Origin of the sequence: Mucilaginibacter sp., from assembly GCF_025362475.1 — a bacterium.
Lineage (GTDB): Bacteria > Bacteroidota > Bacteroidia > Sphingobacteriales > Sphingobacteriaceae > Mucilaginibacter.
In genome coordinates, this window is the sequence record NZ_JANYGH010000073.1 from 57,794 (window position 1) to 80,283 (window position 22,490).

At 41.1% G+C, this 22,490-nt stretch carries 15 protein-coding genes; 10 read left to right on the forward strand and 5 right to left on the reverse strand.

The annotated features are described in order from the left end of the window. Positions 1-47: 47 nt before the first annotated feature. Positions 48-7,049, forward strand: a complete 7,002-nt coding sequence (sprA, locus tag Q0R88_RS25595; protein WP_295721351.1) for a cell surface protein SprA — start codon at positions 48-50, stop codon at positions 7,047-7,049. 114 nt (positions 7,050-7,163) lie between these two features. Here the strand turns inward: sprA and Q0R88_RS25600 are convergent, their stop codons facing one another. Next, positions 7,164-8,969: a hypothetical protein gene (locus Q0R88_RS25600; protein ID WP_295721353.1), complete on the reverse strand. Its 1,806-nt coding sequence runs from the start codon at positions 8,967-8,969 to the stop codon at positions 7,164-7,166. A 153-nt stretch (positions 8,970-9,122) separates the two neighbouring features. Between Q0R88_RS25600 and Q0R88_RS25605 the strand changes: the two genes are divergently transcribed. From Q0R88_RS25605 to Q0R88_RS25645, 9 genes are all read left to right on the forward strand, one after another. Next, the gene (locus Q0R88_RS25605; protein ID WP_295721355.1) at positions 9,123-10,622 is read left to right on the forward strand and encodes a MiaB/RimO family radical SAM methylthiotransferase; all 1,500 of its coding nucleotides are present in this window, start codon (positions 9,123-9,125) and stop codon (positions 10,620-10,622) included. 70 nt (positions 10,623-10,692) lie between these two features. Then, positions 10,693-11,043, forward strand: a complete 351-nt coding sequence (locus Q0R88_RS25610) for a four helix bundle protein (protein WP_295721357.1) — start codon at positions 10,693-10,695, stop codon at positions 11,041-11,043. A gap of 28 nt (positions 11,044-11,071) precedes the next feature. After that, on the forward strand, positions 11,072-12,331 hold the full coding sequence (locus Q0R88_RS25615; RefSeq protein ID WP_295721359.1) for a sigma-54 dependent transcriptional regulator: 1,260 nt from the start codon (positions 11,072-11,074) through the stop codon (positions 12,329-12,331). 4 nt (positions 12,332-12,335) lie between these two features. After that, positions 12,336-12,845, forward strand: a complete 510-nt coding sequence (locus tag Q0R88_RS25620; protein ID WP_295721361.1) for an LptE family protein — start codon at positions 12,336-12,338, stop codon at positions 12,843-12,845. Positions 12,846-12,866: 21 nt separating this feature from the next. Continuing rightward, positions 12,867-14,306 (forward strand): hypothetical protein, encoded by a 1,440-nt coding sequence (locus Q0R88_RS25625; protein ID WP_295721363.1) that lies wholly within the window; start codon positions 12,867-12,869, stop codon positions 14,304-14,306. A 14-nt stretch (positions 14,307-14,320) separates the two neighbouring features. Further along, positions 14,321-14,662 carry a preprotein translocase subunit SecG gene (secG, locus tag Q0R88_RS25630; protein WP_295721366.1) on the forward strand — a complete coding sequence of 114 codons (342 nt, stop codon included), beginning with the start codon at positions 14,321-14,323 and terminating at the stop codon, positions 14,660-14,662. A 246-nt stretch (positions 14,663-14,908) separates the two neighbouring features. Further along, on the forward strand, positions 14,909-15,184 hold the full coding sequence (gene groES, locus Q0R88_RS25635; RefSeq protein WP_076375713.1) for a co-chaperone GroES: 276 nt from the start codon (positions 14,909-14,911) through the stop codon (positions 15,182-15,184). Positions 15,185-15,292: 108 nt separating this feature from the next. After that, entirely contained in the window at positions 15,293-16,924 is a 1,632-nt protein-coding gene (gene groL, locus Q0R88_RS25640; RefSeq protein ID WP_295721370.1) for a chaperonin GroEL, read from the forward strand. Between the two features lie 608 nt (positions 16,925-17,532). Beyond that, a complete protein-coding gene (locus Q0R88_RS25645) occupies positions 17,533-18,075 on the forward strand; it encodes a mechanosensitive ion channel domain-containing protein (RefSeq protein WP_366088006.1) in 543 nt (180 codons plus the stop codon). 173 nt (positions 18,076-18,248) lie between these two features. Here the strand turns inward: Q0R88_RS25645 and Q0R88_RS25650 are convergent, their stop codons facing one another. From Q0R88_RS25650 to Q0R88_RS25665, 4 genes are read right to left on the reverse strand one after another with little or no spacing between them, the layout of a single operon-like run. Next, positions 18,249-19,595 (reverse strand): DUF58 domain-containing protein, encoded by a 1,347-nt coding sequence (locus Q0R88_RS25650; RefSeq protein ID WP_295721372.1) that lies wholly within the window; start codon positions 19,593-19,595, stop codon positions 18,249-18,251. A gap of 10 nt (positions 19,596-19,605) precedes the next feature. Beyond that, a complete protein-coding gene (locus Q0R88_RS25655) occupies positions 19,606-20,583 on the reverse strand; it encodes a MoxR family ATPase (RefSeq protein WP_295721374.1) in 978 nt (325 codons plus the stop codon). A 1-nt stretch (position 20,584) separates the two neighbouring features. Beyond that, positions 20,585-21,763 carry a DUF4350 domain-containing protein gene (locus Q0R88_RS25660; RefSeq protein WP_295721376.1) on the reverse strand — a complete coding sequence of 393 codons (1,179 nt, stop codon included), beginning with the start codon at positions 21,761-21,763 and terminating at the stop codon, positions 20,585-20,587. Next, a complete protein-coding gene (locus Q0R88_RS25665; RefSeq protein ID WP_295721378.1) occupies positions 21,760-22,488 on the reverse strand; it encodes a DUF4129 domain-containing protein in 729 nt (242 codons plus the stop codon). The genes Q0R88_RS25660 and Q0R88_RS25665 overlap by 4 nt, the downstream gene beginning before the upstream one ends. Between the last annotated feature and the right edge of the window lie 2 nt (positions 22,489-22,490).

Sequence of the window (22,490 nt, forward strand, 5' to 3'; positions counted from 1 at the left end):
CGACTTGACATTTGATTAGAATATTTACTTATAATATTATTATAAGTGTGTTGTTAATTTTCGCCTTCGGCGGGCTGGGGAGTGCTTTTGCTCAGCAGCCGGTTCCGAATGCTAAGCCCGATACAACACAAAAAAATGCGCCCCTCAACTTAGCTCAACCCAAAAATGTTAGGCTCAGGGAAGGTATTTTCAGTTCTGACCCTCCAGGCCTGGTGCGTACCATTGAATATGATGCCACATCAAACCGGTATATTTTGTATGAACGGGTAGGTAATTTACTATATCGACCGCCGCAGTACCTCACTTTTGCCCAGTATTTAAAGCTAAAAGAAAAATCAAACCAGCGCAGCTATTACCGGCAGCTGGCAGATAATTATGCTTACGACTCACAGCAACCGGGCTTTATTCCGGTTATAAAAGTGCGGAGCCGGACTTTTGAGCAGATTTTTGGAAGCCAGAATATTGACATCCGCCCACAGGGTTCGGCGGAGATGATAATGGCAGGGCAGGTTAACAAAAATCAAAATCCTTTATTTAATACCCGGCAGCGTAGCCAGTTCAATTTTAATTTCGATCAAAAGATCCAGCTAAACGTAACCGGTAATATTGGCGATAAGTTAAAGATCACTACCAATTATAATACCGATGCCCAGTTCCAGTTTGAAAACCAGGTAAAACTGGATTACACCGGATCGCCGGATGAGATCATTCAGAAGGTAGAGGCCGGAACGGTGAGTATGCCTTTAAACACCACACTTATTACCGGCAGCCAGGCACTTTTTGGTATTAAAACAAAACTTAAATTTGGCCGGCTGGATGTTACCAGTATTTTGTCGCAACAGCGGTCGCAATCAAAAACCATTACCATCACCAATGGGTCGCAGCAGGGAGAATTTAAACTTACCCCGGCTGATTACGAGGCTAATAAGCATTTCTTTTTATCGCAATACTTTCGTAATAATTATAATAAGGCGCTGGCCAATATTCCCATCATCAGTTCTAATATCAATATTACCAAAATTGAAGTATGGACAACCAACCGCACCAATGTAACTACTGATTCAAGGGATATATTAGCTTTTCTTGACCTGGGCGAAAATAAGCCTTATAACACATCCCGGATACAGGGCGGCGCTGGTTTTAGCGGCTTGCCTGCTGGTTTTAAAGGGCCTGGGTTTGCGCAGCAATCAAACTCATTGCTAACCAATTTGCCGGCTGATGCGCGGCAAACAAACTCAAACGCTGTTGCCAGCTACTTTCAATCAACAGGGAGTACAGATAATTACGCCAAGCTTACCTATGCGCGTAAACTTACCGATAAGGAATATACCCTGCATCCGCAGTTGGGCTACATCTCTCTTAATTATCCTTTAAATAATGATGAGGTGCTGGCTGTAGCCTATCAATATACCGTTAATGGTGTACAATACCAGGTGGGCGAGTTCAGCAGCGATGTGGCGGTTAGCCCCAGTACCCCCAAAGTGCTGTTTGTAAAGTTGCTGAAGAATGAGTTGCTGAAAACCAATTTGCCATCCTGGGATCTGATGATGAAAAACATCTATTCGCTGGGTGCTTACCAAATAGCGCCAACCAATTTTAAACTTACTGTTACCCGGCTTGATGATAAATCCGGTATCGAAAAAACGGTGATGGAGGAAGGGGTAAATACCAAGGGTAAATTATGGCTGCAGGTTACCGGGCTTGATAATCTTAATCAACAAAGCGATAAACAGCCCGACGGTTATTTCGATTTTTTAGAAGGCGTAACCATCGATTCGCAAAACGGGCGGATAGTTTTCCCAACAATTGAACCTTTTGGGTCTGACCTGGCCTCCAAGTTCACAGCCGGAGAAACCGACCTGGCGAAGCGATATGTTTACCAGCCTTTATACGATTCAACCAAAACCATAGCGCAACAGTATTTTCCCGCCCTTAACAGGTATGTGATAAAGGGGACTTATACCTCAACCGGCGGATCGGAATACCAGTTAAATGCGGTGAATATTCCCCAGGGATCAGTAACCGTAACCGCCGGTCAGCTTAAATTAACCGAAGCTACCGATTACACCATTGATTATAATGCCGGGCGGATAAGGATCCTTAACCAGGCTTTGTTATCGTCGGGGCAACCTATTAGCGTAAAGCTGGAAAACAATGAACTGTTTGGCGTGCAGCAAAAATCATTATATGGGTCAAGGTTGGATTATCATGTAAATGATAAACTGGCATTAGGCGGAACCATTATGCACCTTACGGAGCAACCCATCACCCAAAATGAAATTGCCGGCGAGGAATCTATTTCAAATACGATATGGGGTTTTGATGCCAACTATAGTTCAGATTCGAGGATGTTAACCCGTTTGGTTGATAAAATTCCATTTATTCATACCAAAGCACCTTCATCGGTTACCTTCTCGGGCGAGTTTGCCCAACTATTGCCGGGTAGCCCCGGTGCATTGAACTTTGCAGGCTCCAAAAACGGAACATCATACCTTGATGATTTTGAAAACAGTCAATCCATTATTGATATAAAGAGTGCCAATGCCTGGCAAATATCGGGCACGCCGCAGTTATTTTCAGAAGCATCCATGTTTAATGATCTTACCTATGGCTACAACCGCGCCCGGCTTGCATTTTACAACATCGACCCTATATTTTACACCAATTCGGGAAATATTCCCATGTCCCGCGCAGAACTGTCAAATCATTATGCGAGGCAGGTTTTGGAGCAGGAGGTGTTTCCATACAAACAATCAGCTACAGGGCAGCCTTTAACTTTGGCTACGCTCAATATGGCCTTTTACCCCAACATACGCGGGCCTTATAACTATGCAACCAGTGGTTTCAATACTGATGGTACATTACAGAACCCTAAAACGCGCTGGGGTGGTATGTTCAGGAAACTGGAGACCAATGATTTTGAATCGTTAAACGTATCATACATTGAGTTTTGGGTACTTGATCCTTTTATTTACAAACCAAATTCGGCCGGTGGCGATCTGTATTTTAACCTTGGGAGCATATCTGAAGATATATTAAAAGATGGCCGTAAAAGTTTAGAGAACAGTTTGCCTGTAAATGGCGACCAGACCCAGGTTGATGAAACCAACTGGGGCAGGGTATCCAGACTGCAACCGGTTATCAACGCCTTTGATAATAATCCAAGCGCCCGTAAGTTACAGGATGTTGGTTTGGATGGGCTGAATGATGTTGATGAGCAAACCAAATTTGCTCCTATAGTAACTCAAATTAAAGGGCAATTGAGCGGACAGGCCGCTACTAATTTTGCTAATGACCCTTCATCGGATGATTATCAATATTACCAGGGTGCCGCGCTTGACCAGGCAAGGCTGGGTATTCTTGACCGGTATAGCAAATACAACGGTACAGATGGTAACTCAAAAACATCTGAGCAATCTCAGGCCGATCTGGGCATCCAAAATTCAGCATCAACTTCGTTGCCGGATGGGGAAGATATTAACCGGGATAATAACATGAGTCAGGAGGATTCATACTTTCAGTATAAAGTATCTATCCGCCCGGGGGATATGATAGTTGGGCAAAATAATATCAGCGATAAGGTTACTGCCACCATAAAGCTGCCTAATGGTACTACACAATCTGTAAACTGGTACCAGTTCAGGATCCCGATTACTGATTATCAGAGCAAGGTGGGTAATATTGATGATTTTAAAGCCATCCGTTTTATGCGTATGTTCATGACCAATTTTGCCGATACAGCGATATTGCGTTTTGCAACCTTACAGCTGGTACGCGGCGAATGGCGTGCTTTTAATATCGAAAAAAATCCCCTTAACGTAATTGCAGATCCTGCTATAAGCAACCCGCCGATAGATAATTCAACCCTGGATGTTCAGGCCGTAAATATTGAAGAAAATGGTAACCGTACACCTATCCCATATGTGGTGCCACCGGGCATACAGCGTCAACGTAATTATAATAACCTGCAAACCAATACCAAACTTAACGAGCAATCATTATCATTAAATGTAAAAAGCCTGCGCGATGGTTATTCAAGAGCAGCTTTTCGTACTTTTTATAACGACCTGCGTAAATACAAACGCATACAAATGTTTGTGCATGCCGAAGGGGATATGTTAAAAGATAACGACCTTAACGCGTTTTTACGCCTTGGGGTTGATTACCAGGATAACTATTATGAATACGAGGTTCCGCTTAAAATTACGCAGCCAGGTACCCATGATCCTGATGCGATATGGCCGGATGTAAATGCCATTGATTTGGAACTGGGCCTGCTTACCAGGGCAAAGCTTAAACGTAACCACTCCAATGTTGCCTTTAACCAGGTTTTTAAATATACCGAAGGCAACCAGGTAGTTTATATAAAAGGGCAGCCCGATCTGAGCCGCTTGCGTACCATTATGGTTGGTGTGCGTAACCCCTTAAAGGGCGATCAGCCTTCGGCTGTAGATGATGGCCTGGACAAAACCGGTACCGTGTGGTTTGATGAATTGCGCTTAACTGATTTTGATCAGCGTGGCGGCTGGGCGGCAACTGCCAGGCTTGATACCAAACTTGCCGATTTTGCCGACGTTACGGTATCGGGCAGTAAAACTACAGTCGGGTTTGGATCGCTGGATTCCAGGCTGAACGATAGGAGCCAGAGCGATGACCAGATATATGATATATCGGCCACTGCCGAACTGGGTAAGTTTTTCCCGGATAAAAGCGGTATTCATATTCCTGCGTATATCAATGTATCATCGCAAAAAAGTATGCCCCAATATGATCCCGGCTCGCCCGACATCGAGTTAAAACAAACTCTTGCTGCGGCTACAAGCGCCCGGGAGCGCGACTCGATCAGGAACGCAGCTGTTGATTATACCATGCGCAAGAGCATCAACTTTACCAATGTGCACAAGTCCAAAACCAATCCAAATTCGCCAAGCCGTATCTGGGATGTGGAAAACCTGAATGCCAGTTATGCTTACACCCAATTTATGCACCATGATTTTACTACCCAAACCGATCTGGAAAAATCATACCGTTTTACACTGGCTTATAATTATACAAACTCACCTAAATACTATAGTCCATTTGCAAAAATTATCAAGAGTAACTTACTGGCACTGGCACGTGATATCAACTTTAGCATACTACCAACAAGGCTAAACTTTAGTATCAATTTTGATCGGTTTTATTCAGAAAATACCCTGCGGGACAATGACCCCAATAACTTTATCCCGATACCAACCACAACCTTTAATAAGTACTTTAATATTACGAGAGTATACGGCATCGGCTGGAATTTGTCAAAATCATTACAGCTGGATATTGATGCTACAAACTTATCGGTGGTTGATGAGCCTGCGGGGCGCATTAATGGCTTAAAACGCGATACGCTTTGGGATAACCTTAAAAAATTGGGGCGTACCACCAATTACAACCATACCATTAACCTGAATTATACCCTGCCTATCAATAAAATTCCGGGGCTCGACTGGACATCGGTGGTAACCCGTTATAGCGCGCATTTTAACTGGCAAACACAGCCGTTGTTTGCCTTGAATGATCCATCGTACGATGTAGGTAATAGTATAAGTAATTTGCGCGAGATACAGGTGAACCCTACTTTTAACATGGTTTCACTGTACAATAAATTCCCTTTCATCCGTAAGGCCGGCAATCCAAATGCCCCAGGCGGACTAAGTAAAGTTTTAATCGGACTTTTAACAAGTGTTAAAAACCTTAGCGGAACCTACTCGCGAAAACAAGGTACATATATACCGGGCTACCTGCCACAATCGGGTATTTTTGGTCAGAATAGCGATTATAATGCACCCGGTATAGGGTTTTTGCTGGGAAGCCAGACAGATATTCGCGCCAAAGCGGTAGCCAATGGCTGGATCACCACAGATACCCTGCAAAATCAATTATATACAACATCGCTTAATGAGGATATGCACTTTAGGGGAGTGATAGAGCCATTTAAAGATCTGCGTATTGAATTGATTGCATTTAAAACGCAAGACCATAATTACCAGTCAAATTTTAAATACCTGGCAGCTACCAATAGTATCCAGTCATTAAGTCCGGTAACAACAGGTAACTACAGCATCTCTTTCTTAACTATCGGGACGGCATTTAAAAAAACTACAGGCATTGATAATACTTCGCCACTGTTTCAGGAATTGCTGGCAAACCGTACCATTATATCGGGAAGGCTTGCTGCTCAAAATCCCAACTCAACGCATCTAATAGATTCTGCCGGGTTTGTGGACGGGTACGGCCAAAACTCGCAGAATGTATTGGTGCCTGCTTTTTTAGCTGCCTATACCGGTAAAAAAGCAACCAAGAGCAGTACTTCACAGTTTCCTAAAATACCTATTCCCAACTGGGATATCAGGTATAGCGGCTTGGCTAAAATTCCATTCTTTGCTGATTTTTTTGATTCCTTTGATCTAAGCCACGGTTACCGGTCATCTTACAACGTAAGCGGCTTTACCAGCCTGCTGCAATACCAGGAAGCCGCCGGTGCCAGCAGTGCGCGCGATTTAAACAACGATTTTTTGCCGCTTTACCAGTTTTCGCAGGTTACCATATTTGAGCAGTTTGTGCCTTTACTGGGGGCCAACGTGCGGTTCAAAAACAGCATGACCGCAAATATGGAGTATCGCCAAAGCCGAATGCTTAGTTTAAGCTTGCTCAATAGCCAGCTGGCCCAGCAAAACGAACGGATAATTGTTTTTGGCTTTGGTTATCATACCAAAAACTTCCACTTTCCATTTGGCCTGTTTCCGGATGGCAGTCCTAAGGATGTTAATTTTAAACTTGATTTTTCGCTGCGCGATAATAAAACGCTTATTTACCGTGCCGATGTTGTAGCCGCCGAAATATCATCGGGCGCGCAAAATATTACCGTAAGGCCATCGGTTGATTATGTGATCAATCAGCGTTTTAATCTTAACCTGTTTTATGATTCAAACATCACCCGACCTTACACATCACAAACCTTTAACACGGCATTCACTAACTTTGGGATAAACCTAAAACTGTTGCTTCAATAGGATTAGGAGAGGTTGGCAGTTGAATAGATCGTCATTGCTTCGTGCCTCGCAATTGACGATCGGATAAATTCAGGCAACCTCTAATAATTTTCAAATTGCCACACCCTCAAATTTTCAAATCTTTTTCAATTCCTTGTCAAGCTTGCGCTGGGCTTTTCGTTTTTGGCGTTCAGCCTTTTTAATGAGCCGTTCCTGTTTGTTTTTATTGTGTTCGGCTATCCTGTCATTGGTAGCCTTTTGATTTTTTTTGTCGAGGCCCACGGCAGGTTTTATCCCTTCCAGTAATGTTCTCCATAAAGTTTTAAAGAAGGGCGATTCCTTTGGTCGCAGATAGTTAACCATGGTACTTCTTGGAGCCCTGCTGATATCATCGGGGTTGTTGCGTTTTATAACAAACAAGTTGGCAAATATTGACATCAGCGCCTGTTTCTTTAACTGGTTGTTTGCGGTATCGGCCTTTAAAAGAGATATTTTTAAATCGTTATAAAGTAATGTTACGTTACCCTTAAAAGCTTTACTGTTGGCCTTGATATCAAAACTGAATTGTTTGATATCGCCCGATGTGATCTTAACCATTGCCAGTGGCACCGAGGCCTGGTTAATTTTATTTGCACTCATTGGGCCTAAGGTGCCCTTATAGCTAAATGCGGCATCTTTATCAGTTAAGTTAAACATAAACTGAACATCAAGCCGGCCACGGTTCATGAAATAGGAGGTTAACTTGGCGGTAGTTAAATTATTTTTTTCGATAGCCTTTTCATTGCTGGTGATATTATAAAAATAGCCGCTGGTGTTGTTAAAGCTAACTGTACCTGTTTTTTTTGAGTCAACATTAAATTCAGAATATTCTACATTCACACGTTTTAAATGTACGGTATCAATTCCCAAGTCGGCATTTACCTTGCGGAGTATCACATTGGGGAAGGTGTTTATTTTATCGGTGACAAGTCCTTTTTGTTTGTTCGGATTGCCAAATACTCTCAGCATACCGCCATTAAGTTCCATGCTTGTTGCTCTAAATACACGGTATTTGTGGTATCTTAAAAAATCAAAGTTGTTAAGCTTTAACGAATCCAGGTTCAGGGTAAAGCGGTCGCTTTGGCTTTTGTTAAAGAAAATGTTTGTTTTTGCAGGCTCAAGCTGCAAGCCCTGAATTGTTAATTTGGATGTTTGGGTAGATAGCTTAAGGTACTTTATTTTATAATCATAGAGCCCATTGGTTGTTTTACCGGTATAATTATTAAGTTCGGTAACTATATCTTTACAATTCAACAGGCGGCTTTTGTCATTTTGTGTAGCCGAATCAATAAGCAGGTCGGTAGCGCTCAGGTTCATTTCCTTAAGTTCGGATATAACCAGTTTATGGCCCGAATAGTCTTCATATTTAAATTTTACATCATTAAAGTAGATGTGCCCAACCTGGATGGAGTGGAGGCTTTTGGAGATTTTTTGCCATGCTGTTCGATGGTCCTTTTCAATAGTATCCTTTGTATGGTTAAGCTGATAGCTGATATTAAGTTCGGGCTGGTTTAATATAATTTTATTGATTTTTAACTTATGCCCCAGGTAATAACTAATGGGGTGCACATGCAACAAGATAAGTCGTTTAACATGTAATGTTATCAGGTTATTAGGTGCCAGGTGCTGCCTTTTTTTACGATTAAAAACGGCGGTGTCGGGTATCAGGCTGATATTGTAAATGGTGACTTTCCCTTCAAGTAGATGCAGTTCCGCATCAGAAAAATCAGCCCGGTATAAACTATCGCTGCCGGTTAAAACCGCCTCACGCACTTTATTGGCTAAAATGGGCGATAAATAATGGTTAAGAATTATAGCGATAAGAAAGATGATCGCAACCGGTATCAACACAAAATTAAATACTATTTTTTGCCACTTATGCTTTAAAAATCTAAGCTTCATTTATCGATGTTCCTTTGTTTTGACGTATGACCTGCGGCTTTATACGTATTGAATCAGAAATATAACAATAAAATTTTGATTTTGTTAAATACTGACAATATGTCATTCATGTATTTAAATTTTATGTATTTTTGCAAACTAATTTTTAATTAAATGATGGATTTGGTTATTCCGGATAAGGTACATGATGAGAGCAGGCAAGGCGAAGCTTTAGTTTTAGAGCAGCCGGTGACAGGTAAAAACAATGGCCGTAAACTTTATATTGAAAGTTATGGCTGCGCCATGAATTTTAGCGACAGTGAGATAGTTGCATCAATATTAGCTGACCAGGGATTTGAAACAACAGCCGACCACACTTTAGCTGATGTTATTTTTATAAATACTTGTTCTATTCGTGAAAATGCCGAACAACGTGTGCGTAACCGTCTTAAGGAGTTTACCATTACCAAGGTAAAAAATCCGGGACTGGTGGTGGGAGTGCTGGGTTGTATGGCCGAGCGTCTTAAAGCGAAATTTTTAGAAGAAGAAAAACTGGTTGACGTAGTAGTTGGACCAGATGCATACCGCGACTTACCTAATTTGATAGAACAGGTTGATAGCGGCCAAAAAGCGGTGAATGTACTATTATCCCGTGAGGAAACTTATGCGGATATAAGCCCGGTACGTTTAAACAGCAATGGCATTAACGCGTTTGTATCAATCATGCGCGGATGCGATAACATGTGCTCGTTTTGTGTTGTACCGTTTACCCGTGGCCGTGAACGAAGCCGCGATCCGCAATCAATAGTTGCAGAGTGTATTGACCTGTTTGATAAAGGGTACCGCGAGGTGACCTTGCTTGGCCAGAATGTGGATTCATATAAATGGAACAATGCGGCAAGTTCCACCCAACCGTCCACGGAAGAGGGAGCTTTAGAGCATCAAGCAGATCAAGTTTCCCCCACTGGAGGGAATTTAGAAGGGGCTGTTACCAACTTTGCAAATCTTTTGGAAATGGTAGCGCACATTAACCCAGATTTGCGCGTTCGCTTTTCAACATCGCACCCTAAGGATATTACCGACGAAGTATTGCATACCATCAATAAACACGAAAATATTTGTAATTACATTCACCTGCCGGTACAATCTGGAAACAGCCGAATACTGGATATGATGAACCGTACTTATGATCGGGCCTGGTATATGAACAGGATCGATGCTATCCGCAGGATTATTGGGGATTGTGCTATATCTACAGATGTGATCACCGGCTTTTGCACCGAGACTGACGAGGAGCATGCCGACACCGTAAGCATGATGGACTACGTGAAATACGATTTTGCCTACATGTTTAAATACAGCGAAAGGCCGGGGACTTTAGCCGCGAAACGCTATGCTGATGACATCCCTGAGGAGGTAAAACAAAAACGCTTAACCGAAATTGTAGCCAAACAGCAGGAATATTCTTTTTACCGCGCACAGGCTCGTATTGGTAAAGTAGAAAAAGTACTGATAGAAGGCTTCTCCAAAAAATCAAAAAACGACTATTGCGGTCGCAGTGATCAAAACGCTATGGTGATTTTCCCGGTAGGCGAAAATTACAAACCAGGCGAATACGTGAACGTACTGATAGAAAGAACTACTACAGCTACGTTGATAGGGAAGGTAGTATAGAGTCAAGAGTCAGGAATCAAGAGTTAAGACAGGAGCCTTGTATGCGGCATAATTTTAAGAATATAAAGATATGGCAGAAGGCAATGGATTTGACAGACATGGTTTTGATTTTAGGAAGGAGTTGCCTGCCAATGAACGATATAATTTAATTGACCAAATAAACAGGAGTTGCTGTTCAATTCCTTCAAATATTGCTGAAGGATCTGGAAAGAATACCGATAAACATTTTGCTGAGTTTTTATCGATAGCAATTTCATCGTCATTTGAATTGGAAACACAATTATTAATATGTGAGCGTAGAATGTATGGGTCAATAAGCAAATTAAAAGGTTGTATAGACTTAGTTTCTGAAGTTCAAAGAATGTTATTCTCTTTTAGGGAATACATTTTAAAAACGGAAGTACAGAGTCTTAATTCTTGACTCTTAATTCTTGACTCTTTTTTTAATCATGGAAATACAAGAAATCAAACAACGCTTCGGGATCATTGGCAATTCGCCATTGCTTAACCGGGCTATAAATATTGCCAACCAGGTGGCACCAACAGATATTTCTGTACTTATCACCGGCGAAAGCGGAAGTGGTAAGGAGGTGTTTTCGCACATTATTCACCAAATGAGCCCGCGCAAGCATGGGCCCTTCATCGCCGTGAATTGCGGTGCTATACCAGAGGGTACCATTGATTCGGAATTGTTTGGGCACGAAAAAGGGGCCTACACCGGTGCTGTTGGCGAACGTAAGGGGTATTTTGAAACGGTAAACGGCGGTACCATATTTTTAGATGAAATTGCAGAGATGCCTTTAGGTACCCAGGCGCGCTTACTCAGAGTACTGGAGTCTGGTCAATACATTAAGGTAGGTTCATCAAAGGTTGAAAAAACAAACGTGCGGGTTATTGCTGCTACCAATGTTGATGTGTATGACGCCGTAAAGAGCGGCAAATTCAGGGAAGATCTTTATTACCGTTTAAATACCGTACCCTTAAAAATACCACCGTTAAGGGAAAGGAAAGAAGATGTTTATTTGCTGTTTAGGAAATTCACATCAGATTTTACCGATAAATACCGTACACCTCCCATTCAGCTGGATGAAGAGGCGCAGCAGGTGTTAATTAATTACACCTGGCCGGGTAACGTAAGGCAGCTTAAAAATATGGCCGAGCAACTGGCCGTACTCGAGCGCGACCGGATCATTACCGCCCCAACCTTGCTGACTTATATCCCCCATGAAACAGGGAACCGCAATTTACCCATGCGTTTAGGCAACCAGGCCAAAGAAGATTTTTCTGAACGCGATATTTTGTATAAAGTGCTTTTTGATATGAAGCGCGATATGGTTGAATTGAAAAAGTTGGTGGCCGATATTATCGAACATGGAGGTGTGGCAACTAATTATGCCAATCATTCACAAACCATTAACCAGTTGTACCGCGATATTGAACTGCCCGGTAATGCCGAAACGCAATTTACTTTACAGCAACCCGTTAATACAAATAATGGGGGAAACAACAGTAACAGCGGCGGTAATGATGCCTATAATATAACCCACGAAGCCGAGGAGGTAGAGGAATCACTATCACTGATTGAGAAGGAATCAGACCTGATCCGTAAGGCGTTAAAAAAGCATAAGGGTAAACGCAAGCTGGCTGCCAATGAACTGGGTATATCCGAGCGGACATTGTACAGGAAAATAAAAGAATTAAATTTATAGGTTAATGAAAAAAATAATCAGTTCTGTAATTATAGTTTTAAGTTTTGGTTTACTATCATCATGCTATACGCTTAGAAATGAGGCCATCCCGACAGACCTGAAAACGTTGAATATTCAGTTTTTTGAAAATAACGCTCCACTGGTAGTAAATAACTTAAGCCAAATATTTACCGAAGCTTTAAAAGAAAGGGTGCGTACGCAAAGCCGTTTAAGCTTGGTACGTGGTGAGGCCGATGCCACTTTATCGGGCAGTATTATAGGTTATACTATTGCTCCTGTATCTATTGAAGCTACCTCAAACAATACTGCGCCAATAGCTGATGCCAACAGGCTAAGTATAACAGTAAAAGTGAAATTTGTTTACGATAAGGACAAAAAGATTAACTTTGAGGAAAGCATGACAAGATTTGCCAATTATAGAGGAGATATTAATTCGCAGGAACAAAAGCTGATACAAGAAATTACCAAGCAGTTAACCGAAGATATTTATAACAAGGCCTTTTCTAATTGGTAGGCTTTTTGTAATTTCAACCACGTGGATCAATATTTAAATAACAGGCAAAACGAAGTATTATGGGAATTATTGGCTAATCCAGCTGATAGTGGCCGGTTGCATAACTATGATTTGCAACAATTGGTTGATGAATATCCACAAAGCGGCATACTTAGGGCTATGCTTGCCCACTCGGGTAATGGCAGCGATTTAAAACATGCAGCCACTTATTTTAATCCCCGTTTATTACATAAGATAATTAATAGCCCCGAAAGCTTAGCTTTAGTTTCGGCCGAGCAGGTAGTAACTCAAAAAAACAACGCCCGGCCCGAATATCTGCAAGGTACTGCTACGCAGGAAAGTGAAAATTATTTTAATATAGGAAACGCTGCGGACGCCGAGGCTGCAGAAAATAAAAATGAAGAGGTAAGCCAGTTTGAGGCACCTGCCGAAGATTATAAGGATGAACCTGAAGCACGCTACCACGATTATATTGAGACAGAGTTAACCCATCCCATTACAGAAGAGCCAGAAATAACTATCAGCGATATAACTGTTGAAGATGAAATATCTCCATCGGTAATAGCAATAGAAGAAGCTCCTGTTGCAGAGCCTGAGACTGGTGCAACAGATAGTAATGAGGATATTGAGGACGAAGTATTTGATGAAATTGTAGGGATTGAAAATATAACTTTCGTCGGTCACCCGGCAGAAACCAAGACTGAAGAGCCGGTTGAGAATAAAGCCACCGGCGGCGAAGTGAAAAAGAATAATTCGGAGATCAATTTCGAAACGGAAAAATGGATCATTGGCAGCATTGCGGCTACTGATTATTTTATGTTTGATAATTCGGTAGCCGACCAAAAGGGTAGCGCTAATGACGCAGCCCCGGCTGTTATTGATATGCCGGCTCCGATTTCTCTTGAAACCGAAGAGATTGCTGCTGATGCTGAAGCGGTATCAAAGTATCACGACGAAAAAATGCCGTATACCTTTATGTGGTGGCTTGATAAAACACGTAAAGAGTATGCATCAACATATCAACCTTATATAACACCGGCACCAACAGTCCCTCAGCCTGCTATAACGGTTGAAGAGCGCAAGGAACAAGCCGCCGACGAACTGCAACAGCAATATTTTGAAAATATTTTTCACGATAAATCGCTGTTGGATCTTGAAAATGCCCCCGTGCCTGATGCCCCGGAGATTAAACGTAAGGAAGATATCATCATCGAGAAATTTATAAAGGAAGAGCCGCAGATAAGGCCGCCATCTATAAATAAGCTGGATAACGAAAATAAAGCTAAAAAGAGTTCGGAAGATAAAAACGAACTGGTGAGCGAAACACTGGCCCAGATTTATTCGGATCAGATGCTATATCACAAAGCAATTACGACATATAAAAAATTGATGTTGAAATTTCCGGAAAAAAGCCGTTACTTTGCCCACCAAATTGAACAGTTAGAAAAGAAAACGAATTAATATAAAATAAAGAAATGTACATTTTAATTATCCTTGCCATTATTGTATGTGCTCTTTTAGGGCTTATCGTATTGATCCAGAACCCTAAAGGTGGTGGCTTATCATCTAATTTTTCAAGCTCATCACAATTAATGGGTGTTCAAAAAACCGGCGACTTTTTAGAAAAAGGTACCTGGATCCTGGCCATTGGCATCATGGTTTTAGCATTAGCTATTAACGTTGTTGCAAAAGGCGGTTCAACAAGCAGCGAAAACCCTGCTTTGCAAAACCAAATTGAAAAAGCATCCAAACCTACTACTACGGCTCCTGGTCCTGCTCAGTCATTACCGGCTCCGGCTCCAGTTAAAAAACCGTAATTAAGTTATAGGTTCTATATCAAACAAAAAAGGCTTTGGATAACACCAAAGCCTTTTTTGTTTGATATAATCGTACTGACATCATGACACGGGTAGGTTAAAATAGCGTTAACGATAGAAATTAAACACGTGTATTTGCTGCCATTACAACAGTTAAATATGCCAATATTTGCCATTATATTTGCTTGGCATAATTGATGAGCATTTGCAGTCACAACTTAAATAAAATTAAAAACTAATATAACTATGTCATTAAACATTAAACCAATCGGCGACAGAGTGGTTGTAGAAGCCGCAGCTGCCGAAGAGAAAACCGCTTCGGGAATTATCATCCCGGATACCGCTAAAGAAAAACCTCAGCGTGGAACAATCGTTGCAGTAGGCGACGGTAAAGTAGATGAGCCTTTAACAGTAAAAGTGGGCGACCAGGTTTTATATGGTAAATATGCCGGTACCGAAATTACTTATGAAGGTAAAGAGTATTTAATTATGCGTGAATCTGATATTTACGCAGTATTATAAAATTGTTGAAAGGTTGTAAAGTTTAAAGGTTTTAAAGTTGCCTTGAACTTGCAATGATAATATTCTAACATTCCAACTTTAAAACATTCCAACAAAAAAATTAAAAACATGGCAAAACAAGTTAAATACAATGTTGAAGCACGCGACGCCTTAAAACGCGGTGTTGATATTTTAGCTAATGCAGTTAAAGTAACATTAGGTCCTAAAGGCAGAAACGTAATTATTGATAAAAAATTCGGTTCACCTATCATCACTAAAGATGGTGTAACTGTAGCTAAAGAAATCGAACTGAAAGATGCTTTAGAAAATATGGGTGCCCAGATGGTTAAAGAAGTTGCATCAAAAACTGCTGATATTGCAGGTGATGGTACTACTACTGCTACTGTTTTAGCACAGGCTATTGTAACTGCAGGTATTAAAAACGTAGCTGCTGGTGCAAATCCAATGGATTTAAAACGTGGTATTGATAAAGCTGTTTCAGCTGTTGTTGAGAATTTAAAAGCTCAATCACAAACTGTTGGTGAAGACAATAACAAAATAAAACAAGTAGCATCTATCTCTGCAAATAATGACGAGGTTATCGGTTCATTAATTGCTGAAGCTATGGCTAAAGTTGGTAAAGACGGTGTTATCACTGTTGAAGAAGCTAAAGGAACTGAAACTGAAGTTAAAACTGTTGAAGGTATGCAGTTTGACCGTGGTTACCTTTCTCCTTACTTTGTTACCAATGCAGATAAAATGGAAGTTGAATTGGAAAATCCTTACATCCTGATCTATGATAAAAAGATCTCTTCGATGAAAGAATTGCTTCCAATACTTGAAAAACAAGTACAAACAGGCAAACCATTATTAATCATTGCCGAAGATCTTGATGGCGAAGCATTAGCTACTTTGGTAGTTAACAAAATTCGCGGGTCACTGAAAGTTGCTGCTGTTAAAGCTCCAGGTTTTGGCGATCGTCGGAAAGCTATGTTAGAGGATATCGCTATCTTAACTGGTGGTACTTTAATATCTGAAGAAAGAGGTTACAAATTAGAAAATGCTGATCTTACTTACTTAGGTACTGCTGAGAAAATCATCATTGATAAAGATAACACAACCATTATTAATGGTGCTGGTTCTGCCGATGAGATCAAAGGTCGTGTTGGCCAGATCAAATCTCAGATCGAATCAACTACATCTGATTACGACCGCGAAAAATTACAGGAACGTTTAGCCAAATTATCTGGTGGTGTTGCTGTACTTTACGTAGGTGCTGCTACAGAAGTTGAAATGAAAGAGAAAAAAGACCGTGTTGACGATGCTTTACACGCAACCCGTGCGGCTGTTGAAGAAGGTATTGTTGCTGGTGGTGGTGTAGCCTTCATCCGCGCGGTTGCTGCTTTAGCTGATCTTAAAGGTGAAAACGAAGATGAGAACACTGGTATCCAGATCATCCGTCGTGCTATTGAAGAGCCTCTACGTCAGATCTGCGAAAATGCAGGTATTGAAGGATCTATCGTTGTACAAAAAGTTAAAGAAGGCACTGGTGACTTCGGTTACAATGCCCGTACCGATAAATACGAAAACCTGATTGGTGCAGGCGTTATCGATCCTACTAAAGTAGGTCGTGTAGCTTTAGAAAACGCAGCTTCAATTGCAGCTATGTTGTTAACAACAGAAGTTGTATTGGCTGATGATCCTGAAGATGCTCCAGCTGGTCCACCAATGGGTGGCGGTGGCATGGGTGGTATGATGTAATATCTCCCCTGGCTAATAAAATAGTCAGCTGTTATATATTGCAAATCCCTGTATGGTTTTCCATACAGGGATTTTGCTTTTGTGGTCTCTGTATAGTCATTCAAACGTAAACGGATAGTCATTAATTAATCATTTGATTAATTTTGAAAACTATATGTGGCGTTAATACGTAATTTTGTGTAACAATCCTAAAAGGTTCAACCTTAGGCACAGGATTTGAATAAAGGATATCGTCATGAAAAATATTACACAAAAATCAAAACAATTGCACAGTGCCATAGTAGATTGGCTGCTGTTTAAAGGCCCTGAACTATTCATTACTATTTACGGTAAGTAATTAATTTTTACTTTTGCTTCCAATTATGGAAGTAAAAGAGTTTTATCAAATGTTCCACGTTTGGCTGATTACTAAAGGCCCCAAATACGTAGCTGGAATAATTATTTTTTTTATAGGTCTTTGGTTAATTAGGTTCTTACGCACGCGGCTCCGCGATAGAATGCTCAAAAGGGGCATTCATTCTTCATTACAACCCTTCTTTTTAAGTTTAACAATTACCTCGCTTTACGTACTGCTGGTGATATGGGTAATGAATATTATGACTTGGGAAATGACCATTTTCACAACCATAATAGGTGCCTTTAGTGTTGCAGCGGGTTTAGCGTTATCAGGAACTTTTCAAAATTTTGCTGGTGGGGTACTTATACTTTTATTAAAACCATTTGAGCTTGATGATAGCATAGTAGCCCAGGGGCAGGATGGCAGGGTAACATCTATCCAGATGTTTTATACCGTTTTAATTACTGCCGATAATAAGCAGGTTATTATTCCCAATGGTAAGCTATTTAACGAGGTTATAGTGAACGTAACGCGCGAAGGCAGGCGTAGGCTTGATTTCGAGATTAAGATAGCTTATGCCAATGATTTGGATAAGGTAAAGGCGATCATTAATAACGCCATCAATACCACGGAAAATTTGCTTGATGAACCAGCGGCAAGAGTAGGCATTATCTCGATGGAAATAGATTCCGTTAGGATCACTATAAATGTATGGGTTGTGCCCGCCAATTTCTTAACCGCCAAAATTGACCTCCAGGAAAAAATATTTAAAGAATTTAGCGCCAATGGAGTTGCTTTCCCTAAGGCAGGATAATAAGGGAGTCAAGAGGTAAGAATCAAGAGTTAAGAAATAATGTTTTATATGCGCCACGTTATTGCGAGCGCAGCGTGGCAAGTTATAGAATCCCAGACTTACGAAGTTTTTAAAACTTCGTAAGTCTTCGCCGCTTGTGATTTCCACCTTTGTAGTTTCACTGTATTTTCTTCTTAAATCTTCTGCTTAGCCTTCAACTCCAGATACTTATTAATTGTATTAATCGTCAAATTTTGCGGCGGACTTAATATAGATTGTATCCCGTATTTAGCCAGCTCCTTTACAATAAGTTTTTTATCGTAGGCGAATTTTTCGGCAATGGTTTTTATGTAGATGCCTTCAACATCCTTCGCCGGTTTTTCGCTAAGGGTTTTAAGTTCGGTGTTCTCAAAAAACACGACCAGCAGCAGGTGGAATTTGGCAATCCTTTTTAAATAAGGTAATTGCCTTTCCAGGGCGTTCATGCTTTCATAATTGGTGAAAAACACTACCAGGCTGCGTTGCTTTATTACATTACGTACGGTGCTGTAAAGCAGCTCCATATTGGTTTCCAGGTAACGCGTCCGTTCCTTGTATAAAACCTCCAGTATTTTATTCAGCTGCGCAGGCTTCCTATCGGCGGGAATAACGGCGCCAATTTTTTCTGATGCGGTGATCAAGCCGGCTTTATCTTCTTTTATCAATGCCACGCTTGATAACACCAGGCTTGCATTTATGGCATAGTCGAGCAAGCTCAACCCATCGAAAGGCATTTTCATAGCCCTTGATTTATCAATTACACAATATACATGCTGTGATTTTTCATCGGTATAGGAGTTAACCATGAGGTTGCCTTGCCTCGCGGTGGCTTTCCAGTTTATGGTACGATAATCGTCGCCGGCAACATAGCTTTTCACCTGTTCAAATTCAAGGCTGTGGCCAATGCGCCGTATTTTTTTAATACCGATATCTGTTAACCGGTTTGATATCGCCATTAGCTCGAATTTACGCATCTGCAGAAACGATGGATATACCGGTAATGTTTCCGCCTGTTCAAATGTGTAACGACGACTGATAAAGCCTAAAGGCGATTTTGCGTAAACGTGAATATCGCCAAACTCATATTCGCCGCGTTTTGTGGGCCGTAACACGTAGTTGATCAGTTTACGCTCGTGTGATTTTAAGTTTGTTTTAAACCAAACATCTCGCTTTTGAAACTGAAAAGGGATCTCATCAATAATGCCGGCGCTTATATTAAAAGAATACCAGTTTTCAATGTATACGCCAAGATCATTGTTATCGCTATTGCTTAACCTTTCGGGTGCATGGCGCTTTGCAAATACACCATTCCTGGTTTTGTAAAGCATTACTATATCAATTAAAACCAACGATAACAGTAACCAAAACACCAGCTCGGGAATAGAACCCAGCCATGTGAAAAAGAAGGAAAGCAGGAACAACACCGCGCAGGCCCCCAAACCCGCAAACAGGCGGTTGGTTAAAAAAAGATCCGTATAAAACAGGCCGTATATTTTTTTCACTCCGGGTATGTTATCGTGGTATTTCTATTTTTTGTATAATCTGGGCTATAACCTCATCTGGTGTTACGCCTTCCATTTCCTTATCCGGAGTAAGCATAATACGGTGCCTTAAAACAGGTGCAGCTACGTAGATAATATCTTCGGGGGTTACAAAATCACGCCCTCTGATTGCCGCCAATGCTTTAGCCCCATTGATTATGGCCAGTGATGCCCGTGGCGAACCACCCAGGTACAACGCCTTGTGATTGCGGCTTTCAAAAACAATTTTTGCGGTAAACTCAAGCAATTTATGTTCAACATGCAGGGCTTTTACCTGTTGCCTTAATGCAATAATTTCTGCTGCCGATAATACCGGTTCAATATGGTTTAGCTGGTCGGTTGTTTTTTGTTGGTGTTGTTGGGTAATGATGGCTATTTCGTCGGCCAGTGAGGGGTATTTGATCTCTATTTTAAAAAGGAACCTATCAAGCTGTGCTTCCGGCAGGCGATAGGTGCCCTCCTGTTCAACGGGGTTTTGGGTAGCCAATACTGTAAAAGGCTCCTCCATTTTATAGGTGTGGCCATCTACGGTTACCTGTTTTTCCTCCATTGCCTCAAACAATGCAGATTGTGTTTTGGCAGGTGCCCGGTTTATTTCATCTATCAGGATGATATTGCCGAAGATAGGTCCCCGCTTAAACTCAAACTCAGTTGATTTGGGATTGAAAACCGATGTGCCCAGGATATCAGAAGGCATGAGGTCTGGTGTAAACTGTATGCGCGAATAGCGGGCATCAATAGCCTTTGAAATAAGTTTTGCAGTAAGTGTTTTAGCTACCCCGGGTACGCCCTCTATTAAAATATGCCCATCTGCCAGGATACCCGCAATCAGCAGATCAATTGATTCCTGCTGGCCAACAATTATTTTTGCGAGTGTAGCTTTTATTTGTTCAACCGCTGTGCCCAGCTTGCTCAAATCGGTTCGTTGTTCAAAAAATTCATTTTCCATATTACCTGGATTGGGTATAAAATTGTTCAATAAGATAGTTAAGTTTAATTAGTTCCTGATCGGTAATGTGTGCATGCGTATTTATAAAATTTATAGCATTCACAATATTACGTGCCAATTGGGGCTCAATACCAGTTTTCCTGGTCATTATTTCGGTAAATTCCTCATCCAGTTTGCCGGTTTTTAATTTATGCTGATCGCGCAGGTACTCTAAAAAATAGATGGCTTTTTTATGCGCGATATTGGCGTTGTTTCGTTTTTCGTAATAAACCTGGCCAACTACAGTAACAAAATCAATGGTTGAGTTTTGCAGCGGTGCAATTACAGGTATAATGCGTTGCCTGCGTTTTACTTCATACAATACAAAAATCAGCAAACTGAAAAGTGATATGTAATAAGCCCAGCTTAAAGCCGGATTTGATAAAAATACGCGCATAGGTGATTCTGCATCGCCAGATCCCTGGGTATAATACTCATCCCATAGCAGCTGCTTGGTGTTTCTAACGTACGATAATGCCGTAGCTGCATAAGCAGCGCCCTGGGGTGTAAGCAGGCTATAATTGCTCAGCATTTTAGGGTTAGCCATGAGGTACAAATTGCCTTTGCCAAAGCGGTATTTTATAAAATTGGCTTTGCGGCTATCATTCTGACCTAATACGGTTGCCTTTGCGGTATCAATGCTATTGAAATAAAAACTGCCGCATCCTTTATCAAGCTGGTGAAATTTTGCAGTATCTAAGGCCGGGTTTAAAAATCTTATAGGCGTTTTCCCCTGCTGGAAAGTAAAATCTGCTCTTGTATCTATATGTAGCTTTTTTTGGAGTAAAGTGCCAAAATCAGATGCCGCAATAAAAACGTCATTGCCTTTGGCAATGTATTTTACCAGTTGTCCATACTCGACTTTGGTTACATCAATCCCTGGGCATATAATGATGTATGAAGATTCCTTCAGGCTCTCATTAGTGAGGGCATTATAAACGGGTTCGCGGCGCGGATTTAACGTAGCTCCCGGGAAAAGATCCTTAACCCTTTTGTAAATTATATAGGTGCCAAAGGGCGTTTTATCTTTATTAACAAATGTTTCTGCCCAGTTTATAGGTTTGGGGCGGTTTAAGTTGGCGACTATATAAATGGTAAATAATGCGGTTGCCCCAATGATATAATATTTAAGATCTTTCATGCCAGTTGTTTTTTAAAGTTTTGAAACAACTGGTTAATGTTTTTAAATGCATTGCTATCAATAGAGAAGCCGCCGTACCAAACATATTCAAACTGGCGGGTTAATAGTGTAAAAGCCTGCCGTAATGAAGGATCGTTTAATTCATAAATATAAGCCGAATTGGTTTTATCAGTTTGCCAGCGTATAAGTTCATTATCGCTTAATTGCTTGAGGCATTTTAAATAAAGCAGGCGTACGGCCAGCCGGTAGTTATGCAGGGCTATGGCTTTTTCAATTTCGGCGTCAAAGTTTATTTCGTGTATGTTTTCAAGCGACTCGGTATAATGCAGGGTTTTGTTTGCCTGCCCCATCCATAGCTTAACGGCGTCCATCCCTACAAGCTTAAAGCTTACATATACAAGTAAGGCAACTGCAAGCGCCAGCAAAGTGTATTTAATAAACGCGCCGGCTAACGGGCTGTTACTCAATTTGCCAAAAAGCTTGTTCCAAAAATACGCCCAAAATCTATCCCAGGCACTGGGGGCCTCTATAACGGTACCGTTGTAATTAAATTCTTTGGCCTTTTTGTATGTATTGATGGAGTCGGCGCTAAAGCTTTTAACAACAATGGCCGAGCTATCTGTTTGTAATTTTGCAGGTGTTTTTTTTACCGATGCAGCAAATGCCCCGCCCGAAAATAAACCCGCTATCAGTACAAATAAAAACGTAAATAACAGTTTTTGCATAA